Origin of the sequence: Devosia sp. Root105 (genome assembly GCF_001424865.1) — a bacterium.
Taxonomy (GTDB): Bacteria; Pseudomonadota; Alphaproteobacteria; order Rhizobiales; family Devosiaceae; genus Devosia_A.
Map to the genome: position 1 here is coordinate 857,791 of NZ_LMCR01000001.1, position 25,557 is coordinate 883,347.

A 25,557-nucleotide genomic window follows, 5' to 3' on the forward strand; every position below is an offset into this window, starting at 1 on the left:
AGGGCGCCTGAAGCGCCCTCGCTGGTGGCGGATTATTGCGCGACCGGACGCAGCGCCAGGAGCTGGATCAGGCGGCCCGGGTTGGCGTTGGAGACCACCGGCGAAGTGATCTGGTTCTCCGCGTTGGCCCAGCCGGTAAAGCGCTTGGTGCTGTACTGGTAGAAGGACGGGCTGTTGTAGACCGGGATCACCGGCATGGCTGCGGCCACCTTGAGCTGGATGGCATCCATGATCGACTTCTGTTCGGCCGGGTCCTTCACCTGGGTGTACTTGTTCAGCATTTCGACCACTTCCGGGTCGGTCCAGCGCTGCGCCGAGGTGCGGCTCTTGCCGAAATCGGCCGGGTTGAACGAGCGGATATAGGGGAAGTAGGGGTTGGCCGCCGAAGCGATGGCGTTGAGCGACATCGAGTACTTGGCGTCGATCAGGTCCGAAGCCCAGACCGATTCCTCGGGGGTCGACATCTTCACGTTGAGCCCGCCCTGCTTCAGCGTCTCGATGGCGATCTGCACGGCATCGATCCAGTCGGTCCAGCCGTTGGGGATCTCGATGTCGATGGCGATCGGGGTGCCGTCCGGGTTGTCGCGGAAGCCGTCACCGTCCTTATCGACATAGCCGGATTGCTCGAGCAAAGCCTTCCCGGCCTCGAGGTCGAACTTGCCGTACTGGCCGAACTGGGTGACCACCTCGGGGTTGCCGAAGGCCTTGTAGAACGAGCCGAGCATGGCCGGGTCTTCGTTGATCACCGGATAGCCGTAGCCGGCGATATCGATGATCGACTGGCGATCGATCAGCATCGAAACGGCGCGGCGGAAGTTGACGTCGTTGAACGCCTTCTTGTTGTTGGCGTCGGGGCTTTCGAGGTTCAGCGTGAAGGCGACGAGGCTCGAGGGCAGGAACCAGTAGTGGTTATGCTCGGGGTCCTTGGCGACGAAGGTGTTGTCGATATCGGGGATGAAGCTCGTCGCCCAGTCGAGCGTGCCATCGGCCAAAGCCGCCAGCACCTGCGGGTTGTCGGCGAGCTGCGGCATGCGGATGCAATCGACGTGCAGGCTCGCGGCATCCCAGTAATTGGGGTTGCGGCACTGCTCATAGACCTGCGGGGTGAAGCGGGTGATCTCGGTGAGGGGGCCGGAGCCGACCGGGTTCTCGTTGGTGAAGGTCACCGGATCGGCGACGTCCTTCCAGATGTGCTGGGGAACGATCGGCATGGCGACGATAGTGGTGGCGACCAGCGAGTTGGGCTGGGCGAGGTTGAAGCGCACGGTGCGCGCGTCGAGCTTTTCGACCGACGCCATCAGCTTGGAGACGGAGTTGAAATCGAGCGCCGGGAACTTCGTCAGGTTGGCGTAGGTAAAGACCACGTCATCGGCGGTGAGCGGCTGGCCATCCGACCATTTCAGCCCGTCGCGCAGCACGAAGGTGATCGACTTGAGGTCGTCGGCCAGCTCGAAACTCTCGGCCAGCCGGTATTCCCACTTGGCGCCGGCGAGGCGATTGAAGATCGCCAGCGGCTCGTAGATGAAATCCTTGGTGGTGGCGCGCGCCGACGTCTGGTTGAACGGGTTGAAGTTGCGCACATAGGTCGTGGTCTGCTCGGAGCTGACGGTCAGGACGACCTGCGCACTCACAGGTGCGGTCATCGCGAGCGCCAGGGCGGTGGCCGCAATCAGCTTGCTCTTTAACACTTCCAGTCTCCTCTTTATCGTGGCGCCGCCTCAGGCGAGGCCGTTCTCCCGAAAAATCCCTTCGACTTCAGCGTGCAGCGCTGTGGCATCGACGCGAAGGTTACCGCGTTTGCGCGTTGCGCGCGTGATTCGTTCGATCGTTTGCCCAGCTAGCGGGCGTGCGCCTTCGGCGGCCGAAATGCTGGCCTCGAGACCCCCCTGGGTCAGCAGCGCAATGTCGCATCCGGCAGCGAGGGCGGCGGCGACGCGCTCTCGCGGCGTGCCCTTCAGCGCCTCCATGCTGAGGCAATCGGTGATCAGCACGCCGTTATAGCCGATGTCGTTGCGGATCAGGTCGTAGAGTGCGGGCGAAACCGAGGCCGCGCGCTCCGGGTCGATCCGGGTGAAGATCAAGTGGGCGACCATGGCCCAGGGGGTGTCGCGGAGCTTGATGAAGGGCTGGAAGTCGGTGGCGCGCAGGTCGTCGAGCGCCGCATCGACCACCGGGCAATCGAAGTGCGGATCGACCGTCACCCGGCCATAGCCCGGAATGTGCTTCATGATCGGCAGCGCGCCGACCTCGAGCATGCCGTCGATCACTTCGCGGGCGAGGGTCACCACCAGCTCCGGATCGTCACCGAGGGCGCGCTGGCCGATCACGTCGTGGGTGCCGGGGCGGGCGAGATCGATCACCGGCGTGGTGCCGCTGTCGATGGTGAGGTCGGTCATGATGGCGCCCATGGCCTGGGTTGAGAGGCGCAAAGCGCGTTTGGCCAGGGCGAGATCTTTTCTGGCGAGCGCGCCGAAGGCGCCGAGGCCGCGGAAGCTCGGCCAGTTACCGTTGTCGAGCCGCTGCACGCGGCCGCCTTCCTGGTCGATGAAGATGGGCGCGTCGGGGCGGCCGACGACCTCGCGGAACTGAGCGCACAAGCGCCTGGCCTGCTCCCGATGGTCGAGGTTGCGGCGGAACAGGAACAGCCCGTAGGGGTTCGCTTCTCGGAGAAACGCGGTCTCGTCGGCGGTGAGCTCGTAGCCGGAGACACCGACGAACAGGGCCAAAGGTTCGGAGTTGGTGGTCATACGGCCTGCTCGGGATGGGTGATGTCGCGGGTGCGCTTCAGCGCGTCGATGGTCTGCTCGTAGCGCAGCCGGGCCACCCCCATGAACAGGCAATCGACCAGCGCCAGTTGCGCGATGCGGCTGACCATGGCGCCGGCGCGCAGCGTGCTTTCACGAGCGTGGGTGAAGAGGCGTTCCTCGGCGGCGCGCGCCAGCGGCGATTCCGGCGAGCCGGTGACGGCGACGGTCAGGGCGCCGTTGTCCTTGGCGAGCTTCAGGAACTGCACCGTGTCGGCAGTGGTGCCGGAATGCGAAAAGCCGATGGCGACGGTGCGGGCCGGCGACAGCAACGCCGCGGTCCAGGCCTCGTGCGCATCGGCCATCAGGAAGACGTTGCGGCCGACGCGGAACAGCTTGTGGTGCAAGTCCTGCGCGACGAAATGGCTGGCGCCGATGCCGAACAACAGGATGCGTTCGGCCTCGTCGAGGGCGGTGACCACCCGCTCCAGCGTTCTGAAATCGAGGCTCGACACCGTCTCCTCGATGGCCAGCATTTCGAGCGAGGCGACCTTGGCGGCCATTTCCTCGAGCGTATCGGTGCGGGCGATTTCGGCGCCCAGCGTCAGGCCGGAGCCGAACTGCGCCGCCTCCTTGCCGAGCTCGGTGGCGAGCGACATGCGGAGCTCGGCATAGCCGCTGACCCCGACGGCGCGGCAGAAGCGCACCACCGAGGCGACCGAGGTGCCGCAGGCCTCGGCGATCTGCGAGATGGTCTTTTCGAGGACGATCGTCGGGTTGTCGCGAATGGCCTTGGCGAGCCGCCGCATGGTCGGCGTGAAGCTCGCGGCGGACGCCTCGATGTTCGACTGAATCCCCATCGCGCCATTCATACCCACGCGAAACAAAAGTGCAATCCGTGCGTCCGCAATGAAAACAATTGACAGCGAAAGCGCGGAGTTTCTACCTTCCACCGACGCTCAGGAGTCCCGATGTCACGCACCGAATCCCCAAGCGATATTCGCCCGGATAGCCGCCCATGACCGCCGTCGTCAGCGATCGCCGGGCCTTGCTGAGCGAGCTCGAACAGCTCGTCTCGGAGGAGCGCAATCCGCGCACCATGGGCATCGACCTGATGGCAACGCCGGAGATCGTCAAGACCATCAATGCCGAGGACCGGCTGGTGCCCGAGGCGGTTGGCAAGACCCTGCCGCAGGTGGCGCTGGCGGTCGACAAGATCGTCGAGGCGTTCGGCAAGGGCGGGCGGCTGATCTATATCGGCGCCGGCACCAGCGGACGGCTGGGGGTGCTCGATGCCTCGGAATGTCCACCGACCTTCGGCGTGCCACCGACGATGGTCGTGGGGGTGATCGCCGGCGGCCTCGGGGCGCTGGTCAGCGCCGTCGAGGGCGCCGAGGACAGCACCACAGGCGGCGCGGCGGACCTCAGGGCCATCGACCTCACCAATCGCGACGTGGTGGTAGGGATCGCGGTCAGCGGCCGCACCCCGTATGTGATCGGCGCACTGAACTACGCCAAGTCGCTCGGCGCGGTAACGGTGGGGCTTACCTGCAACCCGGACTCCGCCATTGCCGGCCTCGCCGACATCTCGATTGCGCCGTTGGTCGGCGCCGAGGTGGTCACCGGCTCGACCCGGCTCAAGTCGGGCACGGCGCAAAAGCTGGTGCTCAACATGCTCTCCACCGCGAGCATGATCCGCATCGGCAAGACCTACCAGAACCTGATGGTCGACGTGCGGACCAGCAACGAGAAGCTCTTGGCGCGCGCGGTGCGCATCGTCATGCAGGCGACCGACTGCCCCGAGCAGGTCGCCGAAGCGACGCTGGAGCGCACCGGCAACGACGTGAAGCTGGCGATCCTGACCATCCTCACCGGCCTCGATGTGGCCGAGGCGCGCACCGCCATGGCGGGCGCCGGCGGGTTCCTGAGACGCGCGCTCGAAGCCGGTGCGTGAGCAGTAGACGACGATCTAGCGACTGGCCGAAGCGGCGCTGCCGTTATCAGCCGAGACTGAAAACAGAGAGGGAAACACCATGCATTTGACCACGACCAAACGATTGCTCGCCGGCCTTGCCGTCGCGGCAACGCTGACCACCGCCTTCGCCCTGCCGGTTCAGGCCGCAAGCCTCCGCATGGCGTGGTCGCAGGATGCGACCGGGCTCGACCCGCACAAGCAGACGGCGTTCTCGTCGCTGCGCCTGCTCGAATTGATCTACGAGCCGCTGGTGCGGCTCGACGCGAACTACAATGTGTCGCCCGCCATCGCCACGAGCTGGGAATTCTCGGCCGACGGGCTGACCCTCACCTTCAAGCTCGACCCGAACGCCAAATTCTCGACCGGCGACACGGTGACCTCGGCCGACGTCAAGGCCTCGTTCGAGCGCCTGCTCGACGAAGCGACCGCCGCCGCGGCGCGGGCCAACTTCACCTCGATCGCCTCGATCGACACGCCCGACCCGCAGACGGTGGTGTTCCACCTGAGCCAGCCCGACGCGCCGATCCTCGTCGCCATGTCGGGCACCAATGCCTCGATCGTTCCGGCGAGCGCGGTGACCGATGGCAGCATCGGCACCACCGCCATCGGCTCGGGCCCGTTCAAGCTCGACCAGTGGGATCCGAACGTCAAGGAAGTGCTCAGCCCCAACCCGAACTGGGCCGGCGGCAAGGTCGGCGTCGACGGCATCACTATCTCGGTGCTGCCGAGCGAGAGCGCCATCATCGACTCGATGCGCGCCAACCAGATCGATTTCGCGCTGTTCAACGACCCGACCATCGCGACGCTCATTCCGGGCGAGCAGGGCATGACCCTCAACCGCATCCCGGGCCTCGCCTATAACGTGCTGCAGATGAACCCGTCGCGGCCGCCGATGGACAACCTCAAGGTGCGGCAGGCGATCTCGTGCGCCGTCAACCGGCAGGAGATCATCGATACCGCGCTGATCGGCGAGGGCAAGGTCACCGGTCCCCTGACCATGGCAGCCTACGCCTCCGACCCCTCGACGCTGTTCTGCTATACGCAGGACGTCGACAAGGCCAAGGCGCTGATGAAGGAAGCGGGCCAGGAAGCCGGCTTCTCGGTCGATGTGATCGCCGCGACCGGCGAGCCGCCCTATGCCGCCAACGAGGCGCAGGTGCTGCAGAGCCAACTCGCCGCGATCGGCGTCAAGCTCAACATCAAGACCATGGATTTGAAGGTCTATGTCGACACCTGGCTGAAGGGCGATTTCGACATGGCGGTGGCGCAGAACGGCGGCCGGCCGGATCCGTACCCGATGTACAACCGCTACTTCACCAAGGACGGCAACCTGGTGAAGGTGTCGAACTTCTCCGATCCCGAGCTCGACAAGCTGCTGCAGGAAGGCCGGGTCGAAACCGACGTGGCGAAGCGCAAGCCGATCTTCCAGCAGTTCGAGGCGCGCCTCGCCGAGCAGGCTCCCTGGGTGTGGATCTCCAGCACGGTGACCTACACGGCCAACCTCGACAGCGTGAAGGGCTACGAGATCAACCCGAGCAACCTGCTGTTCGCGCTGAGCAAGGTGACCGTGGGTCAGTAAGCGCATAGATTTCTGTCGCGCTTTCGAACCGGAAAACTCTGCAACTTTTCCTGAAAGCGCTCCTAGGAGGCGGGCCCCAGGGCCCGCCTCACCAACAGGCGGGTGCGGCCGACATGAACTATCTCACGCAACGGCTGCTGACGTTCCCGCTGGTGTTGCTGGGCGTATCGCTGCTGGTGTTCTTTGCCATCCGGCTGGTGCCCGGCGACGCGATCATCGCCATGCTGGGGACCGAGGCGGGGTTGCTGACCGAGGCGCAGCGCGCCTCGCTGGCCGCCTATTTCGGCCTCGATCAGCCGATCGTCGTGCAATATGGCCGCTGGCTCGCCGGGCTGTTCGAGGGCAATCTCGGCATCTCCGTCACCTATGGCAAGCCGGTGCTCGAGGTGATCCTCGCCCGCTTCCCGCTCACCCTCGAATTGTCGCTTCTCTCGATGCTGATCTCGCTGGCTGTCGGCATTCCGGCCGGGGTGTTCGCCGCGACCCGCGTCGATCGGCCCTCCGACCTGGTGGTGCGGCTCTTCGCCATGCTCGGGCAATCGACGCCGAGCTTCGTCGTCGGGCTGGTGCTGATCTACTTCCTCTCGGTGACCTTCCGCATGCTGCCGGCGATGGGCTCGTTCACCCCGTTATTCGTCGACCCGATCGGCAATCTCAGCCAGATGATCCTGCCGTCGATCACGCTGGGCCTCAGCTTCGCAGCCGCGGTGACCCGCATTTCGCGCTCGGCCATGCTCGATGTGCTGAGCGACGATTATGTGCGCACAGCGCGCAGCAAGGGCGCCTCGCAGCGTGACGTGGTCTGGAAGCATGCGCTGCCCAATGCACTGATCCCGGTGGTGACGCTGTCGGGCGTCGAGTTCGGCTACCTCCTCGGTGGCGCAGTGATCGTCGAGCAGATCTTCGCCCTGCCGGGGCTCGGCCGGCTGACGCTCGACGCAATCAGCCAGCGTGACTATCCGCTGGTGCAGGGCGCCGTGCTGTTCATCGCGCTCAACTTCCTCGTCGTGAACCTCCTGGTCGATCTCGCCTATGCGGCGCTCGATCCGCGCATCCGGCTCGGGGGCAAGTGATGGGCTTGCTCAAGGCGGTGTGGCGACACCCCAGCGGCCGCATTGGTGCGGCGATCATTTTCATCTTCCTCGTACTCGCCGGGCTCGGCGTGGTGGGCCTGACGCCGCACGATCCGCTGAAGCAGTTCGTCGTCGATCGGCTGAAGCCGCCGAGCGCTACCTACTGGTTCGGCACGGACCTGCTTGGTCGCGACAATTTCAGCCGGCTGATGCTGGGGATCAGCGAGTCGTTCATCGTCGCCTTCGCCTCGGTCGCCGTCGCGGCGAGTGCCGGGGCGGTGATCGGGCTATTCGCCGCCTGGTGGGGACACCTGTGGGACGGGGTGCTGATGCGGACCATGGATGTGCTGCTGGCCTTTCCGGCGATCCTCCTCGCGCTGCTGATCGTGGCGATCGAGGGGGCGGGCATGGTGACCAGCATTGTCGCCATCGGTATCGTCTACACGCCGATCTTTGCCCGCGTGGTGCGGGCGCCGGCGCTGGCGCTCAAGGCACGCGAGTTCGTCGAAGCGGCGCGCACCTTCGGCAGTTCGCAGGGCTATATCCTGACCCGGCATTTGCTGCTCAACCTCGTCGCGCCGCTGACGGTGCAGATCACCCTGGCACTGGCCTGGGCGCTGCTGACCGAATCCGGCCTCAGCTTCCTCGGCCTCGGCACGCAGCCGCCGGCCCCATCGCTGGGGGTGATGCTGGCCGAGAGCAAGTCGATGATGACGCGCGCCCCCTGGCTGATGATTTTCCCCGGCCTCACCATCATGCTCGCCATCCTCGGCTTTAACCTGCTCGGTGATGCGCTGCGCGACATCCTCGATCCGCGCACGCAAGGGAGGGCCGCATGAGCACATTGCTCGAGGTCCGGGACCTGCATGTCGGGTTCGGCCGCGAACCCCGGGACAACGAGGTAGTGAAGGGCGTGAGCTTCGGGCTCGAGGCCGGCAAGACGCTCGCCATTGTGGGCGAGAGCGGCTCGGGCAAATCGGTGACGGCGCTGTCGGTCAACCGGCTGGTCGATTTCGGCGGCGGGCGCATCACCAAGGGCAAGATCACGCTGCAGCGCGCCGACGGCGCGGCTGTCGACATTACCTCGGCGGACGAGCCGGCGCTGCAGCGCATCCGCGGCCGCGAGATCGGCATGATCTTTCAGGAGCCGATGACCTCGCTCAACCCGGTGCACACCGTGGGGGCGCAGATCGAGGAAGCCTTCCGGCTCAATCGTGGCCTGGTCGGGGCCGCGGCAACCCGGGCGGCCCGCGAGGCGCTGGAGCGGGTGCGCATCCCCGATGCGGCGCAGCGGCTCAAATACTACCCGCACCAGCTGTCGGGCGGCATGCGGCAGCGGGTGATGATCGCCATGGTGCTGGCCAGCAACCCGCGGCTGCTGATCGCCGACGAGCCGACCACGGCGCTCGACGTGACGGTGCAGGCGCAGATCATGGCGCTGCTGGCCGAGCTCCGGGAAGAGCTTGGCATGGCGATGATCTTTATTACCCACGATATCGGGCTCGTCGCCGGCATCGCTGACGACATCATGGTGATGCAGCACGGCGTGGCGGTGGAGCAGGGGAAGCTCGACAGCGTGCTCGATAACCCGCAGCACGACTACACCCAGCACTTGCTGAAAGCGGTGCCGCACTTCACCTCCGGCAGTGCGGTGCGCAGCGATGGCGGCTCGCACGCGGCGCCGATCGTCACGGTCGATAACCTCGCCGTGCGCTTTCCGGTGCTGAAGGGGCTGTTCCGGCGCAAGACCGGCGCGGTGCATGCGGTCGACGGCGTCGATTTCGAGCTCAGGCCGGGTGAGACGCTGGCCATTGTCGGCGAAAGCGGCTCGGGCAAATCCACCACGGCGCGGGCCATTCTTGGCCTCGTCAAAGCGACGCGCGGCCGGATCGAAGCCAAGGCCGGCCGCAGCGGCCGGCCGGTGCAGATGGTGTTCCAGGACCCCTACGCCTCGCTCAATCCGCGCCTCAATGTCGAGGGCCTGCTGGCCGAACCGGCGATCGCCGCGGGCCAGCGCGTCGACGCCAAGCTGCGCCAGCGCATGGTGTTCCTGCTCGAGCGGGTCGGGCTGACCAAGGACGCGCTCAGCCGCTACCCGCACCAGTTCTCGGGCGGACAGCGGCAGCGGCTCTGCATCGCCCGGGCGCTGATGCTCAACCCCGATGTGGTGGTGCTGGACGAAGCGGTGTCGGCGCTCGATGTCAGCGTGCAGGCGCGGGTGCTCGAACTGCTGATCGACCTGCAGCGCGAGTTCGGCCTCGCTTACCTCTTCATCTCGCACGATATGGCGGTGGTGGAGCGCATCGCGCACCGGGTGGCGGTGATGTATGCCGGCCAGATCGTCGAGATCGGCAAGGCGGCGGCAGTGCTCGGCGCACCGCAGCACAGCTATACCAAGCGATTGATCGCGGCAGTGCCGGCGATCGAACGGCGGCGCCAGCATTTTGCCGTCGACGTGACCCAGGTGCCCTCGCTGGTGCGTCCAGCAGGGTTCGAACCGCCGGCAGCAAAGTGGCGCGAGGCGGGCGACGATCATCGCGTGCGCGTGGAGGAAACTGCATGAGTCTTACCGCTGTTCTCGATCGCGCTTTCGCGCCGCTGCAGGCGGCGGTAGCAGCGAAGCGGATCCCCGGCGGGGTGCTGGGTGTCGTCGACCGCGACGGCAACCGTGCCGTCCGCTCGATCGGCTCGGCGCAGCTGGTGCCGGCGGAGCGGGGGATGACTGATAACACCTGGTTCGATCTCGCCTCGCTCACCAAGGTGATCTTCACCACGCCGCGCATCCTGGCGCTGGCCGAGGCGGGCACGATCGATCTCGATGCGCCGCTGACTTCGGTGATCCCCGACTTCCGGCAGTACAACCCGGACAACAGCTGGGAGCGGAAGCTCAGCTTCCGGCAGTGCCTCGGCCACCAGACGCCGTTCCCCGGGGTGGTGCCGATCTACACCTATGGGAACGACCCGAACCTGCTGCGCGCCTGGGTGCTGCAGAACGAATGGCAGGCGGGGCCGCCGGTCTATTCCGACATCAACTTTATCCTCCTCGGCATTGCGCTCGAGCGGCTGAGCGGCAAGCTGATCCGGCAGCAGGACCCGGGTCCTGGCTTCGGCTGGTCAGCCGACCCGCAACTGAGCGCCGCCACCGAGCGGGACGCCTGGCGCGGCCGGGTCATCGTCGGCGAAGTACATGACGAGAACTGCTACGCGCTGCAGGGCTCCGGGCATGCCGGGCTGTTCGGCACGGCCAGCTCGGTGCTCGACTACGCGCAGGGCCTCCTCTCCGGCACCGGCGCCGCGCCCGGCAGCATTGCGCTGATGCGCACTGCGCTGTCGCCGCGCCGCACCCATGGCTGGGAGCGGCCCTATGAAGGCTGGTCGGGTGGCGATCACTGTTCGGCTGAGACCATCGGCCATACCGGTTTCACCGGCACGGGCCTGTGGATCGATTTCGCCACGGGACGGGCCTGGACGCTGCTCACCAACCGCGTGCACCCGACCCGACATTTTGACAGCGGCATCATCGCGCTGCGCCGCGCGGTGGGCGACCTGGTCAACGAGAACTGAGGGGAAGAACCATGCCAGCACCGATCTGGGCCGTGGGACTGATGACCGGCACCGTGCTCGACGGCAATATCGACGTGGCGCTCCTCAAAACCGACGGCGAGAGCATCGAGCGCTTCGGCGCCTATACCCTGGCACCTTATCCGCAGGCTATCCGCGATACGCTCGAAGCGACGCTGGCCGAGGCGCGCAAATGGAATTTCGACGGTCCGGATCCCGCCATCTTCGCCAAGGCGGAAGAGATGCTGACCCGGGCGCAGTCGGCGGCGGTCAAGAACCTGGTGGAGAGCGCCGGGCTCGGCATGGCCGATATCGGCGTCGTCGGCTTTCACGGCCAATCAGTGCTGCATCGCGCGCCGCAGCCGGGGCGGATCGGGGCCACCCGGCAGCTCGGCGATGGCGAACTGATGCACCAGCTGCTCGGGGTGAAGGTCGCCTATGATTTCCGCTCGGCCGACGTGCGGGCCGGCGGGCAGGGCGCGCCGCTCGCCGCGATTTACCACCAGGCGCTGCTGCGCGGGCTCGGGACACATGGCGAGACGGCCGTGCTCAACCTCGGCGGCGTCGCCAACGTCACCTATTGGGATGGCGCCGACCGGCTGGTCGCCTTCGATACCGGCCCGGCCAATGCGCCGCTCAACGATTTCATGAAGGCGCATGGGCTGGGCGAGATGGATCGCGACGGGGCGCTGGCGCGGAGTGGCACCGTCGACGAGGCGCGGCTCACAAAGCTCTTGCAGCACCCCTATCTCGGCGCGCCGCCGCCCAAATCGCTCGACCGCTTCGATTTCACTTCTGCGATGGCCGACGGGCTCGACCCGGCCACCGGCGCGGCGACACTCACCGCCTTCACGGCCGCCGCCGTCGGCAAGGGGCTCGACCTGTTGCCGACGCGACCGACGAAGCTGATCGTTTCGGGTGGCGGGCGGCATAACCCGCTGATGATGGAGATGCTGAAAGCGCGGGCCGGCGTTGAGGCCGCGCCGGCGGAAACCGTCGGCTGGCGCGGCGATGCGATCGAAGCGGAGTGTTTTGCGTTTCTCGCCGTGCGGGTGCTGCGCGGCCTGCCGATCAGTTTTCCGACGACGACCGGGGCGCCGCATCCGCTGCTGGGTGGGCGGTTGGCGGCCTGAGCGGCTCGCCGCTGCCGCCGGTGGCTGTGGACCCCCACCCCTGTCCCCTCCCCGCAAGGGGGAGGGAGACCCAGACACTGACATCGAAGCTCCATCGTCTCCCTCCCCCTTGCGGGGAGGGATCAAGGGTGGGGGTCAGCCCGCACCGGCGCTAGTCTAGAGCCGCTTCTGCAGAAACGTCCGCGTCCGCCCCGGCGGAAAATCCTCGAGCGCACCGAACGGCACGTACCCCGCCCGCTGATAGGTCTTCAGCGCCACCGGGCTGAAGGTGTCGATATAGGCGCTGTGGCAGCCGCGGGCTTTGGCGTCGGCCTCCGCCGCCGCCAGCATGCGGCCGGCGAGGCCGGCGCCGCGCTGATCCTCGGCGACCCACAGCCACTGCACGTAGAGCCAGCCCCAGGCGGTGTAGCCGGAAATGCCGGCGACAATGCTGCCGGCGTCATCACGCACCACGACGGCCAGCGGACGGCGATCCGCCGGGCCGACATCGGCTTCGTTGAAGGCGGTGAGCTGGCCGCTGATGAGTGCGAGGTCCTCGGCGGCCGGCGTTTCGGTGACGCTGATCGCAAGGTAGCTCATTGGCTCAGGGCTCGAACCGTGGACGGCAGGTCGACGCGGAGTTCTGAGGTCACCTCCAGCGTGCGATCGTCGCGGATCGGTGCGCCACCTGGCGTCTGGCGCGCCGCGAGGGTGGCGTCGCGCTGCCGGATCAGGGTGGCGATCTCGTCGGCGTAGAGCCGGAGGATGGCGCTCAGCCAGCGGTTGGTGAGGTAGGAGGGCTGCGGCATCTCAATGTCGAAGCGATCGAGCAGGGCGATGCTCGGTTCGGCATCGAGCCAGCTGTCGCCGACCACCCACTGGTTGACGGTGAACAGCCGCTGCAGCTGGCCATGCGCATCGACGCCAACGGCGATCAGGTGATGCACCGGACCATTCTTGCCGTCGGGACGAACGAAGCAATGAAAGTGGCCGTGCTCGGCCTCGGCCGCCGGGATGTGGCAGTGATAGTACCACTGGCCACCGGAGGCCGGGTCGTAGACGTCGCCGGGTGGGTAGTGGCTCCAGGCGATCACCGGCGCATCGCGCAAGGTGGCGTGCAGCACGTTATCACCGCCTTTGCGCAGCACCTCCTCGCAGAACAGCGCTTCCTGCGCCGCGCGAAGCCGGTCCGCGGCGTCGGCCATCAGAGGCTGCCTGCCGCACAGGGAGCGGCGGCCGCGCACGGGGCCGCGGCAGCACATGGAGCGGCTGCAGCGCAGGGGGCGGCCCCCGCACAAGGCGAAGCTGCGGTGCACGGAGACGAGGCCGCGCAGGGCGATTCAGCTGCGCAGGGGGATGCGGCAGCACAGGGGTTGGCAGCCGCGTCGGCGCCGGCGGTGACCGCCGTGGGGGCCGCGGCGCCGCTGCCGCGGCTGATGTGGTCGGCGGCGACGGCCGCAGTGGCGGCGAGCAGCGCGGCGCCGAACAGCAGGGTGTTACGCGAACCGCTCATTTCTTGAACCCGTCGAGACCGAACACCGGACGCAGCGCGATGCCGACAAAGCTGCCGGCGAAGGCGGCGGCGAACCACACCCAACCATGCAGGCTCCCCGAGGCGATGCCGCTGAACAGCGCGCCGATATTGCAGCCGAACGACAGCCGCGCGCCATAGCCCATCAGCAGGCCGCCAATCACCGCGGCGAGCGCCGACTTGAGCGGCAGGTCGGCCTTGGGGGCGAACTTGCCGGCGAGCCCGGCGGCGAGGGCCGCGCCGAGCAGGATGCCGAAATCCATCACCGAGGTGATGTCGAACAGCACGCTGCGGCTCAGCGCCTGGGCCTGAGCCGGGGCGGTCCAGAACGCCCAGGTTTCGACCGGCACGCCGACCGACTGGGCGAGTTTGGCGCCCCAGAGGCCAAAGCCATAGGTGATCGACCAGGGATGCCCGGCGATCAGCAGCGTGGCGATATTGAGCAGCGCCAGGAGCACCGCGGCGCCGACCAATGGCCACGGCCCCTGCAGCAGGCGCGACAGCCCGCGGGTCTTCGGCTTCGACGCCTGTTCGAGCCCGCCATGGGCGCGGCGTTCGATCAGCACAGTGATGCCGGCGACGGCAGCGAGCCCGGCAAGTGTCACGATGACGGCCAGCGGCGTGCCAAGGCTCGAACCGAGGCTGATGCTGGGGAGCGACGGCTGTGCCAGCCACCAGGGGAGGTGTGCCGTGCCGAGCAGCGCGCCGAAGATGAAGGCAGCGAGCGTCACCAGCATGCGGGCACTGCCGCCGCCGACGGTGAACAGCGTGCCCGAGCCGCAGCCGCCGCCCAGCTGCATGCCGAGCCCGAAAATGGCAGCACCAATGACGACCGAGACACCGACCGGGGCCACGGCGCCGGCCAGCGGACGGCCGAAGGCCGTGCCGAAGGCGAGCAGCGGAATGAAGACGATGGCGGCGATCGCGACCATCAGCATCTGGGCGCGCACGGCGGCGCCGCGCTTTTCGACCACCAGCCGCCGCCAGCCACCGGTGAAGCCGAACGAGGCGTGATAGAGCGTCGCGCCGAGCAATCCGCCGATCAGGAACAGCACGGTCTGGCGCAGATCGACCACCTGCCCGATCACCACGCTGCCGATGACGAACATGGCGAGCGCCACGATCACCGGGCCGCGGTCGAGCTTGGGCCAGCTGAAGGAAGGGGCCGGAGACGCGCTGATGTCTGTCACGGAAGTCTGATCCTGAACGGTCGAAAGTCTACGACCTCTGGTAAAGCGCAGCGCCCGAGATCGCAATCTCGGGCGCCATAAGTGATTGGTCGAAGGGGCGGTTAGGTCTGGTGAATTCCGACCTAACCACCGGTGAACTTGGCCTCTGGCAGAACCCCAGACTCGGTGTCATCCCAGCGAAAGCTGGGACCCAACTCACCGCCCGCACCAGCTGATAGATGGGTCCCAGCTTTCGCTGGGATGACAGCCGGTGGGTGGGCACGACTCCGCACAAGATGCAGCAGGCCGGGTGACACCGTGGGTGGTTCGAACGCCTTAGTTCTGCACCACCACGGGGCGGGCCGGGTCGAGGGTCCACTGCGACATCGAGCCGTCATAGAGGCGCACGCCCTTGAGGCCGGCGACCTCGGAGAGGCCGAACCAGGCGATCGAGGCGAGGTGCCCGGTGTTGCAGAAGGTGATCAGCCCGTCGGTGTCGGTGACGCCGGCCTGCTGCACCAGCGCATCGATCGAGGCCTTGGACGCGAACTTGCCGGCATCCTTGTCCCAGAACTTGTCGAAGTTGAGGTTTACCGCGGTCGGGATGGAGCCGAGCGACTGCACGGTGTTGGTCTTTTCCTTGCCGATGAACTGCGCCACCGAGCGGGCGTCGATCAGGTTGGTGTCGCTGGCGATCGCCTCTTCCACTTCAGCCACTTCGGCGCGCAGCTCCGGCCGCGGCTTGGCGGTGAAGCTGCCGGCCACCGGGGTGACGACGTCGGTCGAGATCGCCTGGCCGGCATCGGCCCAGGCCTTGTAGCCGCCATCGAGCACGGTGACGTTGTCGTGGCCGAGCACCTTAAAAGTCCAGTAGACGCGGGTGGCGCCGCCGAATTCGGCGACATCGCTGCCGGCCGGTACGATCACCACCTGGGTGTCGTCGCTGACGCCGAGCGCCGCGATCTTGGCCGAAATATCCTCGATCTTGGGGAGCAGGCCCGGAGCGCCGTCGATCTTGGCGCGCCAGCCATAGGCGGCGTACTGCGCTTCCACAGCGCCCGGCACGTGGCCGGCGGCATAGGGGGCAGTGCCATCCTTGGGGGTGTCGCGGATGTCGATGATCACCAGGTCGGGCTTGCCGAGCTGGCTGTTGAGCCAGGCGGCGTCGACCAGCGGCTGATCGGTCAGCCGTTCGGCCTGCGCGCTGCCGGCGGCAGCAAGGCCGAGGACGAGCGCCGTAGCGAGGACGTTGAAACGCATTTAAGTATTCTCACTTTGAGCTTGAACTTGTTGGTATCATAATCGCATCGCCCCGTGCGATGCTGCCGACAGGTTTCCAAATTGCAGGGCAAGGCAGGAATTTCCGTCGCCATGCGATGGCCTCGCGGCAATCAATTTCCTTGTGAACCCATAGGCATACGCGCAGGTGCAGGCGATAATGCCGATCAAATCGACGGCTCGTCGTGCCGGAAAACCATTTCATGCGCCCATTGCTCCGCCTGCTTCTCACCTCCCTACTCCTGCTGCTGCCTGCCACAATCGTTCCGGCATTCGCCGAAGACGCGGCTGTCGCAGCGCCTCAATCCCAGGTGCTCTCCTACGAGGGGGATGCGCAGCTCGCCGAGCTGGCCGCCAAGGGCACGACGGTGGTGTTCTTCTATGCCGCCTGGTGCCCGAACTGCCGGGCCACGGTGACCGAACTCAATGCCCGCTGGGACGAGGTGAACCCGGGCCTGACCCTGGTGATTGCCGATTATGACAAGGAGCAGGCGCTGAAGGCCCGCTTCGGCGTCACCTACCAGGATACGTTCGTGCTGCTCGACCAGGACGGCAAGGGCGTGGAGCTGTGGAACAGCGGTGGGGTCAACGGCCTCAACGCCCATACCAGCGCGCTCTGACCGCTGATGCTGGCAACCATCGCGCTCGCCTTCGTCGCGGGCGTCATCACCATTCTCTCGCCCTGCGTGCTGCCGCTGTTGCCGATGATCCTCGCGACGGCGACGCAGGAGGGCAAGGCGCGTCCGATCGGGGTGATCGTCGGCTTCGTCCTCGCCTTTACCGCGGCGACGCTGGCGCTGAGCGCGCTGGTGCGGCTCTTGGGTGTGCCGCCCGACATCAACCGCACGCTGAGTGCCGTGGTCCTCGCCATTCTCGGCCCGGTGCTGGTCATTCCCGGGCTGCAGCTGCAGTTCGAGCGGCTGGCGAGCGGGCTTGCCGGACGGGCGCCCGCCAGCCAGAGCACCGGCTTCGGCGGCGGCGTGGTGGTGGGCGTGGGGCTCGGCCTCGCCTGGAGCCCCTGCGTCGGGCCGATCATGGCGTCGGTGATCACGCTGGCGCTCAACCAGTCGGTGGGTTTTGGAGCTGTTGCGGTGACGCTCGCCTTCTCGCTCGGCACCGCCTTGCCGATGGCGGCGGTGCTGTTGGGCGGCCGGCAACTGGTGCGCCGGCTCGGCTGGTTCCAGAGCCATGCCGCCACCATCCAGCGGATCTTCGGGATCGTGCTGTTGCTGACGGCGCTCGCCATCTGGCTCGGTTGGGACCGCAACGTGCAGATTCTGCTGCTCGAATGGTTCCCGGGGTGGGAAGGGTTGCTGACGAGCTGGGAGCCGCAGGTTTCGGTGAGCTGAGGCCGTTCCGCCATTGGACAGCACAGTTCGTCCCAACAACTCGGTGTCATCCCAGCGAAAGCTGGGACCCATCTACCCGCTGGTGCTGAGGCGCGTTGGGTCCCAGCCTTCGCTGGGATGACAGCCGGTGGGGGAGGCGAGGCGGTGGCCTAACTCGAGCCCTAAGGCAGCGACGACCGTGGCGGCGCCACCGAATTCCGAACGATCAGCTCTGATCGCAGCAGCACACTGTTGCGGTCGGGGCGGTTGCCTTCGAGCAGGCCGAGCAGCATGTCCATGGCGGCCTCGCCGATCCGCAAACGCGGCTGCTTCATGGTGGTGAGCGAGGGGGTGACGAAGCTGGCGAACGAGATGTCGTCGAAGCCCATCACCGAGAACTGGCGCGGCAGGTCGTAGCGGCGGGCATTGAGGGCGATGATCACCCCGAGCGCCGTGGCGTCGTTGATGCACAGAAACGCCGTCGGCAGCACGTCGCGGACGAACATGTGCTCGGTGGCCTGCCGGCCGCTCTCGGTGGTGCCGTCGCCATCGAGGATCAGCAGCGGGTCGATGGCGATGCCGGCGGCTTCGAGCGCCGCGCGATAGCCGCGCTCGCGCAGCTGGTTCACCGCCCGGCTGCTGGAGCGGCCGATGAAGGCGATGCGGCGGTGGCCCTGCGAAATCAGGTGTTCGGCGGCGAGGCGCGAACCCTCGAAATTGTCGACGCCGACGAACGGGATGTCGCTGTCGGGCACCGGCTCGTTGACCGCGACCATCGGCGGCAGCCGGGTTTCCTGGCCAGGCTGGGCATGGCCGTAGGGCAGGTGGCCGGTGAGCAGGATCATCCCGTCGGCCTGGTTGGAACTGATGAAGCGCAGATAGTCGGCCTCGCGCTCGGCATCGTTCTGGGTATTGCCGATCAACACGCCATAGCCGCGCTTGCTGGCTTCGGTCTCGAGCCCGACAAGGATGTTGGAGAAGTTCGGGTCGCCGACATCGGGCGCCAGAATCAGGATCATGTTGGAGCGCCGCATGCGCAGCGAGCGGGCCATGGCGTTGGTGGTGTAGCCGGTGCGGGCGATGGCTTCGTTGACGCGGCGGCGCGTCTCGTCGGCGACCTTGGTGGGCTCGTTGATAGCGCGGCTGACGGTAGCGATGGAAACGCCGGCAATTGCCGCAACGTCTTCAATCGTAGCCAGTTTTTGTTGCTGCACGCGCTGCTCCGTCCACCGCCGGCAGGCGAGGTGGTCCCAAGAATCCCTTATCAGAAGGCGCGGGTTCCGCCAGTCGTCACGTCGTGAGGCTACACCAATGATGCGTCATGTAAACCTTTACATAGGTCATGAAAACCTTTACATCACCGATCACGGAAGCAGAGCCAGGAGGAACCGGCCGCTTCCCGGGGGAGAGCTCATCGATGTCGCACGCCGCTGACGCGTCAGCGCCGCCAATCCTTGCGGCGAGCCGGATTTCGAAGTCGTTCAACGACGTCCCGGTGCTGTTCAGCGTCGATTTCGAGGTTAGACGCGGCGAAGTGCATGCGCTGATCGGCGAGAATGGCGCGGGCAAATCGACCCTCATCAAGATTCTGAGCGGCATCGAGCAGCCGAGCTCCGGCACGGTGATATTCGACGGCAAGCCCGTGGTGCTGCCGCCCAACGGCCAGGCCGAGGCGATGGGGATCGTGCTGATCCACCAGGAGCTCAACCTCGCCGAGCACCTGACCGTCGCCGAGTCGATCTTTCTCGGCCGTGAGATCCGCCGTTTCGGCTTCCTCGATGTGGCAGAGATGCGGGCCAAGGCCCGCTCGATCCTCGAAACGCTGCATGTGCATGTCGATCCCGATACGCGCATCAGCACGCTGTCGGTGGCCGACAAGCAGATGGTCGAGATCGCCAAGGCGATCAGCCGCGATGCACGGGTGCTGATCATGGACGAGCCGACCGCGGTGCTGTCGGTGGGCGAGACGCAGACGCTGTTCGAGCAGATTCGCCGGCTGACGGCGCGCGGCGTCGCCATCATCTTTATCTCGCACAAGCTCGATGAGGTGATGGCGCTCGCCAGGCGCGTCACCGTGCTGCGCGACGGGCAGCTGATCGCCACGGTCGGCACCGAAGTGATGACGCCGGATTCGGCGGCGCAGATGATGGTCGGCCGCGAACTCACCAACCTCTATCCGCCCAAGCACGAGCCGGATGTCGATGCGCCCATCGTGCTATCGGTGCGCAAGCTCGAGGCGCCGGGGGTACGCAACATCTCGTTCGACATGCGGAGGGGCGAAATCCTCGGCTTTGCCGGGCTGATCGGCTCGGGCCGCACCGCGGTGGCCGAGGCGATCGTCGGGCTGGTGCACCGCACCGCGGGCGAAGTGCAGGTCAACGGCAAGCCGGTCAATTTCACCCGGGTGGCGCAATCGGTCAGCGCCGGCCTCGCCTACATGACCAAGGATCGGAAGGGCAAAGGCCTGCTGCTCAATATGGGCCTCAGGCCCAACCTGACGCTGCTGACGCTGGGCAAGCACCTCAAGGCCGGCTTTCTCGATTTTTCCAGCGAGCAGAAGGCGCTCGATCGCGCCGTGCGCCGCTTCGACATCCGGGCGCGCGACCCCTCGGTGGCGGTCGGGCGGCTGTCGGGCGGCAACCAGCAGAAGCTGATGCTGGGCAAGACGATGGAGTCGGAGCCCGACATCATCATCATGGATGAGCCGACGCGCGGCATCGATGTGGGCACCAAGCAGCAGATCTATCACATCATCGCGGCGCTGGCCGCCGAGGGTAAATCGATCATCGTGATCTCGTCGGAAATGCAGGAAGTGATCGGGCTCAGCCACCGCGTGGTGGTGATGCGCGAGGGCCGCATGGCTGGCCTCCTGGAAGGCGCCGAGATCACCGAGGCGGAAATCATGCGGTACGCCGCAGGCATCAAGCAGAGTGGGAATGATGAGCGCATCAGCGCCTGACGCAACGGTGAAGCCGGCAAGCGGCTTTCGCCTCGACCTGAAGACCGTGGGCCCGCTGCTGGCGCTGGCGCTGCTGGTGCTGCTCGGCATCTCGCTCAACGAGAATTTCCTCAGCTACTCCAACCTCACCAACGTTCTGGCGCGTTCGTCGTTCATCGGCATCATCGCCATCGGCGCGACCTTCGTCATCACTTCGGGCGGGCTCGACCTGTCGGTCGGCTCGATGGCGGCGGTGATCGCCGGCATCATGATCATCGTGATGAACTCGCTGATCCCCTCGATGGGCGTCACCTGGGGCGTCGTCCTCTTCGGCATGGCGGCGGGCCTTGTGGTCGGCGGCGGGGCCGGCATCGGCAACGGGCTGATGATCACCCGCGGCCGCATCGAGGCGTTCATCGTGACGCTCGGCACCATGGGCATCTTCCGCTCGCTGGTCACCTTCCTTGCCGATGGCGGGACGCTGTCGCTGAACTTCCAGGTCGCCGACCTCTATCGGCCGGTCTATTACGACGGGCTGTTCGGCGTGCCATGGCCGATCATCGTGTTCGCGCTGGTGGCGATCGGCGGCGAGATCGTCATGCGCCGCACCGCTTTCGGGCGCTACTGCGCGGCGATCGGCTCGAACGAGCAGGTGGCGCGCTATTCCTCGATCAATGTCGATAACGTGCGGCTCTTGACCTACATCCTGCAGGGCGTGCTGGTCGGCGTCGCGGTGCTGCTCTACGTGCCGCGGCTCGGCTCAGCCTCGAGCACCACAGGTGTGCTCTGGGAGCTCGAGGCGATCGCCGCGGTGATCATCGGCGGCACCACGCTCAAGGGCGGCTATGGCCGGATCTGGGGCACCGTGGTCGGCGTCGTGATCCTGGGGCTCATCGGCAACATCCTGAACCTCCAGAGTTTCATCAGCCCCTACCTCAACGGGGCGTTCCAGGGCGTCATCATCATTCTTGCCGTGCTGCTGCAGCGGGGTCGCCGCGCCAGCTAGGCCCAACAGGTTTCACAATGCCCGCAAGGAGCGGGCAGCAACGGGAGGACTACATGAAATTGCTGAAATCCCTCATGGGAGCGGCGGTGATCGCCGGCGCTCTCGGCGGCAGCGCTTTGGCCCAGGACAAGGTCACCATCGGCGTCTCGGTGCCGGCGGCCGACCATGGCTGGACCGGCGGCGTCAACTACTTCGCGCAGCAGGCGATCGAGCGGCTGAAGACCACCTATCCGAATGTCGATTTCGTCTTCGCTTCGGCGCCCGACGCGCCCAAGCAGATCGCCGACATCGAGGATATGGTCTCGACCCGCAACATCGACGCGCTGGTCATCCTGCCGGGTGATCCGGACGCGATGACTTCGGCGATCAAGCAGGTCAAGGACGCCGGCAAGTTCGTCACCGTCGTCGACCGGCAGCTGTCGATCAACGGCGTCGAAAACCTCTATGTCGCCGGAGACAATCCGGGGCTCGGCACCAACTCGGCCGCCTACTTCAAACAAGCGCTGCCGGAAGGCGGCAACATCGTGATCCTCCGCGGCCTGCCGATCCCGATCGACCAGCAGCGCTTCGATGCGTTCGTTGCCGGCATCGAAGGCACCAACATCAAGGTGCTGGACGACGAGTTCGCCAACTGGAACCGCGATGACGGCTTCAAGGTGATGCAGGACTTCCTGACCCGCTTCCCCGACATCAAGGCGGTGTGGGCGCAGGATGACGACATCGCGCTGGGCGCCATCGAGGCGATCAAGCAGGCCGGCCGCGAGAACGACATGTTCATCGTCGGCGGCGCCGGCATGCAGCAGATGCTGCAGCGCGTGGCGGCGGGCGACAAGCTGGTCCCCGTCGATGTCAGCTACAGCCCGGCGATGATCGCCACGGCGATCGAGCTGACCACCTCGCACTTCACCGGCGGCATCCAGGTCGCCGGCCGCTACATCCTCGACTCGACGCTGATCACCAAGGACAATGCCGCCGAGTTCCTCGACGCCGAAAGCCCGTTCTGATCGAACGTTTGAGATGTGTTGGAAGGGGCGCCTCGGCGCCCCTTTTTTTGGAAGTCCGGCGAGTAGTCAACGCCCATGGTCCGTCGCGGAACGGCAACAAGCGGAGGTCGGCGCTGAGAACACCGAGCTCAGAACTGCCAGGCCAACTCCGCCTTGGCGCCGTAGTCGTAGCCGCCTTCGCTGATCACGCCCGAGTAGGAGGCGCCGAAGGTAGCGCCGCCGGGCAGGGCGATATCGAAACCGAGATCGACAACCGCCGCATCGGCTGCCCATGGCACCCCGGCAACGGTGAAGAGTTCGCCACCGGAGAACGCCACGGTGGAGGTCGGCGTCGTGTCGCCAAGGGCGTGGCGCCACCCGAGCGAGCCTCGCAAAGTACCAGTCGCCTCGCCAAGATCGACGCTGGTCGCCGCCCGGAACCCGAGGGTGGTGAAGGTAGCAGCCAGTGCATCGGCCTCGGCCGTCAGCGCACTCGCCCCGCCTGCCTCACTGAAGCCGTCGGTTGAGTGGCTGACATAGGCGGCCGCTGCGTAGGGTTCGAACCAGGCCGGGCCGGCTTCGAACTTGTAGCCGATTTCGCCAAAGACCTGCGCGGTCCGGGAGGCATAGGCGGCGACATCCTCATCGCTGAAGCCGGTGAAGGCGATCGTCCGGTCAGTCACGATCGAGTGTACGGCGTAGTCGGCACCGAGCTTGAAGCCGAGGCCACCGGCTTCAAAACCGGTGTAGATCGCCGCGTCATAGCTCTCGGCCGACGCCGACGAGCCACGTCCCGGAACGTCATGGTTGCCAATACTGTAGCCGCCGAGCAGGCCAAGCCGCCAGCCGTCGGCAATCACGCCGTCGGCGCCGACGAACAATCCGCCGGTCGTGCGACCGAACTCCGCTGCGTTGCCATCGCTGTCGATTGTGCCCACGGCACCGAAGCCGTGGATCCAGAAGTTTGGCGCGTCAGCAGCAGGCAGCGCAAGCAGGCGATCAGTGATCGCCTCGCGCACGAAGCGGCTATCCTCGAGCCCCGCGGTCTTGATCGAGGCATGAAGCTCGCCCGAAAGCTGGTCGAGTGCGGCGCGCTTGGCGCTGTCGCTCTGCAGCGCCAGTTTCTCGGCGATGGTGTTGCCGACGGCAACGCTGTCGAGGCCAGCGCCGGCGGCCTGCTGGTTCGGCGTCTCGCCGGCATTGTTGAACATCGCGGCGTTGATGCGGTCGAGGGAGAGGAGGACGTCGTCGCCAACGTAGTCGAGCGAGGCCGCGAGGAAGGCCGAGTTCACCGTGACACCGGTAAAGGTGCCGTTGACGCCGCCGGCTGCCGTCAGGATCGTGTATTGGGTCGACGCCGCATATTGGCCAGGCGCCGCGATGGCCTGGACCGTGCCGCCGCTGATGGTCGCCGTCCCGACCGCATCGATCAGGTCGGAGGCGCCGGCGGCATTCAGTTCCACCTCGTAGTTCGAGCCGACATTGAAGGTGGTGTTGCCGGGAACATGCAGTGTGCCGATCGAGTTGCCCGGGGCCACCACGCCGCCGGAATTGACGGTCACCGACCCGACGCTGCCGGTGCCGGCGAGCGTGCCGCCGTTGATCGTCGTGCTCGACGCAATTAATCCGTCGACGACAAGTTTTCCGCCATTGATCGTTGTCGGACCGCTATAGCTCTTGACGTTGGTGAAAATGGTAGTGCCGGCCTCGACCGTCACCGACCCTGCGCCCGAAATGCCCGGTGCAAAAGTGTAATCCGATGCGGTGTGATTGAAGACAATGCGATCAGTGCCGGATGCAAACGTGACCCCTAGGGCATCCAGCGTGCCAGGCGCCACCGCCGCCTGACCGGACGCCGCGCCGATATTCAGCACGCCTGTCGAGCCTGCATTGAGGGCCACGATGACCGCGCCGACGACTTTTACGGTGCCGCCGTTCTGGATCGTCAACGTGCCGCTGCCGGAATTGCCGATATAGAGATCAGCAGCATTGTGCCACCGCGAGCCGGCGCCGCTGACCGTTACCGTGCCCGTCGATCCGGATTGGAAACCGATGTAGCCGCCGAGGTTGCGTACCACGCCGCCGCTCTCGATCGTCAGCGTGCCGGTGCCTGCATAACCCGCAAAGAGATGACTGGAACTGGCCCAGGACGAGCCGGCGTCGGTGACCGTCACCGTGCCGGTCGAACCGGAATTGTAACCGATGTAGCCGCTGGAGTCGCTGACCGTGCCGCCCTTCCTGATCGTCAGCTCGCCGGTGCCGGAATTGCCGACATGGAGACCACCTCCATTGGTCCAGGACGAGCCGGCACCATCGACCGTCACCGTGCCGGTCGAGTCGGCTTCGTAACCGATGTGGCCGATCGCGTTGCTGACCGCGCCGCCATTCTGGATCGTCAGCGTGCCGGTGGCGTCATAGCCGACTTCGAGAGTACCGGAATTGGTCCAGGACGAGCCGGCGCCGTCAACGGTAACCGTGCCGGTGGTGCCGGAATCCCTGCCGATGCGGCCGGTGTCATTGCTCACCGCGCCGCCGTTCTGGATCGTCAACGTGCCGGTGCCGGTGCCGGCATGGTCCCTGCCGACAGTGAGAAGACCATCACTGGTCCAGGACGAGCCGGCGCCGGTGACGGTCACCGTGCCGGCGCCGCCAATGGTCGCGTAGTCGTTGCTTACCATGCCACCATTCTGGATCGTCAGCGTGCCGGATCCGCCCCTGCCGATATCGAGATCACCAGAATTGATCCATGACGAGCCGGCGCCATCGACCGTCGCAATGCCAGTCGAGCCGCCGATGCGGCCCAGGTAGCCGTCCGAGTTGCTCACCTTACCGCCGTTCAGGATCGTCAGCGTGCCAGTGCCTTGCTCGCCGACGTCGAGGTCACCAGAATTGGCCCAGGACGAGCCGGCACCGGTGACGGTCACCGTGCCGGTCGTGCCGGAACCGTAACCTATGTAACCGATGACGCTGCTCACCCCGCCGCCGCTCTGGATCGTCAGCGTGCCATCGCCGATGCGGAGACTATTCGCCTGCGCCGCGGCCGCGCCGACCACCGCCGCGTTGGGAGTAGCGGTGTTGATGTTCACGATGTCTGCGCCAGTCGGAACGCCCGTCGACCAGTTCCCAGCGGTGAACCAGTCGGACGAGGCGGCGCCGGTCCAGTCAGCCGCCGTCGCCATGGACGGAAAAACGGCAATCCCCACAAGCGCGGTCGATCTGAGCAGGAACCGCAGTGAGCGCTCGGCTTGCGACATCGGAACGGCCTTTGATGTTTGACGCG

Annotated in this window: 21 protein-coding genes; 12 read left to right on the plus strand and 9 right to left on the minus strand. The window is 66.4% G+C overall.

The annotated features are described in order from the left end of the window. Nucleotides 1-32: 32 nt before the first annotated feature. From ASC68_RS04090 to ASC68_RS04100, 3 genes are all read right to left on the minus strand, one after another. A complete protein-coding gene (locus ASC68_RS04090) occupies nucleotides 33-1,643 on the minus strand; it encodes an ABC transporter substrate-binding protein (protein ID WP_156387257.1) in 1,611 nt (536 codons plus the stop codon). A gap of 75 nt (nucleotides 1,644-1,718) precedes the next feature. Beyond that, the gene (gene nagZ, locus ASC68_RS04095) at nucleotides 1,719-2,747 is read right to left on the minus strand and encodes a beta-N-acetylhexosaminidase (RefSeq protein WP_055875106.1); all 1,029 of its coding nucleotides are present in this window, start codon (nucleotides 2,745-2,747) and stop codon (nucleotides 1,719-1,721) included. Then, entirely contained in the window at nucleotides 2,744-3,604 is an 861-nt protein-coding gene (locus ASC68_RS04100) for a MurR/RpiR family transcriptional regulator (RefSeq protein WP_055876001.1), read from the minus strand. Before ASC68_RS04100 ends, nagZ begins: the two co-directional genes overlap by 4 nt. A 158-nt stretch (nucleotides 3,605-3,762) precedes the next feature. Between ASC68_RS04100 and murQ the strand changes: the two genes are divergently transcribed. From murQ to ASC68_RS04135, 7 genes are all read left to right on the plus strand, one after another. Continuing rightward, nucleotides 3,763-4,698 carry an N-acetylmuramic acid 6-phosphate etherase gene (gene murQ / locus ASC68_RS04105; RefSeq protein WP_055875109.1) on the plus strand — a complete coding sequence of 312 codons (936 nt, stop codon included), beginning with the start codon at nucleotides 3,763-3,765 and terminating at the stop codon, nucleotides 4,696-4,698. Between the two features lie 79 nt (nucleotides 4,699-4,777). Beyond that, entirely contained in the window at nucleotides 4,778-6,298 is a 1,521-nt protein-coding gene (locus tag ASC68_RS04110; protein WP_055875112.1) for an ABC transporter substrate-binding protein, read from the plus strand. A 113-nt stretch (nucleotides 6,299-6,411) separates the two neighbouring features. Then, nucleotides 6,412-7,371: an ABC transporter permease gene (locus ASC68_RS04115; RefSeq protein WP_055875114.1), complete on the plus strand. Its 960-nt coding sequence runs from the start codon at nucleotides 6,412-6,414 to the stop codon at nucleotides 7,369-7,371. Then, a complete protein-coding gene (locus ASC68_RS04120; protein ID WP_055875117.1) occupies nucleotides 7,371-8,210 on the plus strand; it encodes an ABC transporter permease in 840 nt (279 codons plus the stop codon). The genes ASC68_RS04115 and ASC68_RS04120 overlap by 1 nt, the downstream gene beginning before the upstream one ends. Beyond that, nucleotides 8,207-9,934 carry an ABC transporter ATP-binding protein gene (locus ASC68_RS04125; RefSeq protein WP_055875120.1) on the plus strand — a complete coding sequence of 576 codons (1,728 nt, stop codon included), beginning with the start codon at nucleotides 8,207-8,209 and terminating at the stop codon, nucleotides 9,932-9,934. Before ASC68_RS04120 ends, ASC68_RS04125 begins: the two co-directional genes overlap by 4 nt. After that, nucleotides 9,931-10,935, plus strand: coding sequence for a serine hydrolase domain-containing protein (locus ASC68_RS04130; protein WP_055875123.1), 1,005 nt, complete (start codon nucleotides 9,931-9,933; stop codon nucleotides 10,933-10,935). Before ASC68_RS04125 ends, ASC68_RS04130 begins: the two co-directional genes overlap by 4 nt. A gap of 11 nt (nucleotides 10,936-10,946) precedes the next feature. Beyond that, nucleotides 10,947-12,065, plus strand: coding sequence for an anhydro-N-acetylmuramic acid kinase (locus tag ASC68_RS04135; RefSeq protein ID WP_055875125.1), 1,119 nt, complete (start codon nucleotides 10,947-10,949; stop codon nucleotides 12,063-12,065). 156 nt (nucleotides 12,066-12,221) lie between these two features. On the opposite strand, the gene ASC68_RS04140 is transcribed toward ASC68_RS04135, so the two are convergent. From ASC68_RS04140 to ASC68_RS04155, 4 genes are all read right to left on the minus strand, one after another. Beyond that, nucleotides 12,222-12,644: a GNAT family N-acetyltransferase gene (locus tag ASC68_RS04140; protein ID WP_055875127.1), complete on the minus strand. Its 423-nt coding sequence runs from the start codon at nucleotides 12,642-12,644 to the stop codon at nucleotides 12,222-12,224. Further along, nucleotides 12,641-13,249 (minus strand): hypothetical protein, encoded by a 609-nt coding sequence (locus ASC68_RS04145; protein WP_055875129.1) that lies wholly within the window; start codon nucleotides 13,247-13,249, stop codon nucleotides 12,641-12,643. The genes ASC68_RS04140 and ASC68_RS04145 overlap by 4 nt, the downstream gene beginning before the upstream one ends. Nucleotides 13,250-13,553: 304 nt before the next feature. Continuing rightward, the gene (locus tag ASC68_RS04150; protein ID WP_055875133.1) at nucleotides 13,554-14,765 is read right to left on the minus strand and encodes a YeeE/YedE family protein; all 1,212 of its coding nucleotides are present in this window, start codon (nucleotides 14,763-14,765) and stop codon (nucleotides 13,554-13,556) included. Nucleotides 14,766-15,080: 315 nt separating this feature from the next. Next, on the minus strand, nucleotides 15,081-16,004 hold the full coding sequence (locus ASC68_RS04155) for a sulfurtransferase (RefSeq protein ID WP_055875136.1): 924 nt from the start codon (nucleotides 16,002-16,004) through the stop codon (nucleotides 15,081-15,083). A gap of 221 nt (nucleotides 16,005-16,225) precedes the next feature. Between ASC68_RS04155 and ASC68_RS04160 the strand changes: the two genes are divergently transcribed. Together ASC68_RS04160 and ASC68_RS04165 are read left to right on the plus strand one after the other, a co-directional pair. After that, on the plus strand, nucleotides 16,226-16,642 hold the full coding sequence (locus ASC68_RS04160) for a thioredoxin family protein (RefSeq protein WP_055875139.1): 417 nt from the start codon (nucleotides 16,226-16,228) through the stop codon (nucleotides 16,640-16,642). A 6-nt stretch (nucleotides 16,643-16,648) separates the two neighbouring features. After that, nucleotides 16,649-17,371 (plus strand): cytochrome c biogenesis protein CcdA, encoded by a 723-nt coding sequence (locus ASC68_RS04165; protein WP_055875142.1) that lies wholly within the window; start codon nucleotides 16,649-16,651, stop codon nucleotides 17,369-17,371. Between the two features lie 161 nt (nucleotides 17,372-17,532). Here ASC68_RS04165 and ASC68_RS04170 read toward each other — a convergent pair whose 3' ends face one another. Further along, entirely contained in the window at nucleotides 17,533-18,564 is a 1,032-nt protein-coding gene (locus ASC68_RS04170; RefSeq protein WP_055875145.1) for a LacI family DNA-binding transcriptional regulator, read from the minus strand. A gap of 203 nt (nucleotides 18,565-18,767) precedes the next feature. Between ASC68_RS04170 and ASC68_RS04175 the strand changes: the two genes are divergently transcribed. The 3 genes from ASC68_RS04175 to ASC68_RS04185 are packed head-to-tail and all read left to right on the plus strand — an operon-like array spanning nucleotide 18,768 to nucleotide 22,298. Continuing rightward, entirely contained in the window at nucleotides 18,768-20,309 is a 1,542-nt protein-coding gene (locus tag ASC68_RS04175; protein ID WP_055875149.1) for a sugar ABC transporter ATP-binding protein, read from the plus strand. After that, nucleotides 20,287-21,294: an ABC transporter permease gene (locus ASC68_RS04180; protein WP_055875152.1), complete on the plus strand. Its 1,008-nt coding sequence runs from the start codon at nucleotides 20,287-20,289 to the stop codon at nucleotides 21,292-21,294. The genes ASC68_RS04175 and ASC68_RS04180 overlap by 23 nt, the downstream gene beginning before the upstream one ends. A 53-nt stretch (nucleotides 21,295-21,347) precedes the next feature. After that, entirely contained in the window at nucleotides 21,348-22,298 is a 951-nt protein-coding gene (locus tag ASC68_RS04185; RefSeq protein WP_055875154.1) for a substrate-binding domain-containing protein, read from the plus strand. Nucleotides 22,299-22,426: 128 nt separating this feature from the next. Here ASC68_RS04185 and ASC68_RS04190 read toward each other — a convergent pair whose 3' ends face one another. Then, entirely contained in the window at nucleotides 22,427-25,531 is a 3,105-nt protein-coding gene (locus tag ASC68_RS04190; protein WP_055875157.1) for an autotransporter domain-containing protein, read from the minus strand. Between the last annotated feature and the right edge of the window lie 26 nt (nucleotides 25,532-25,557).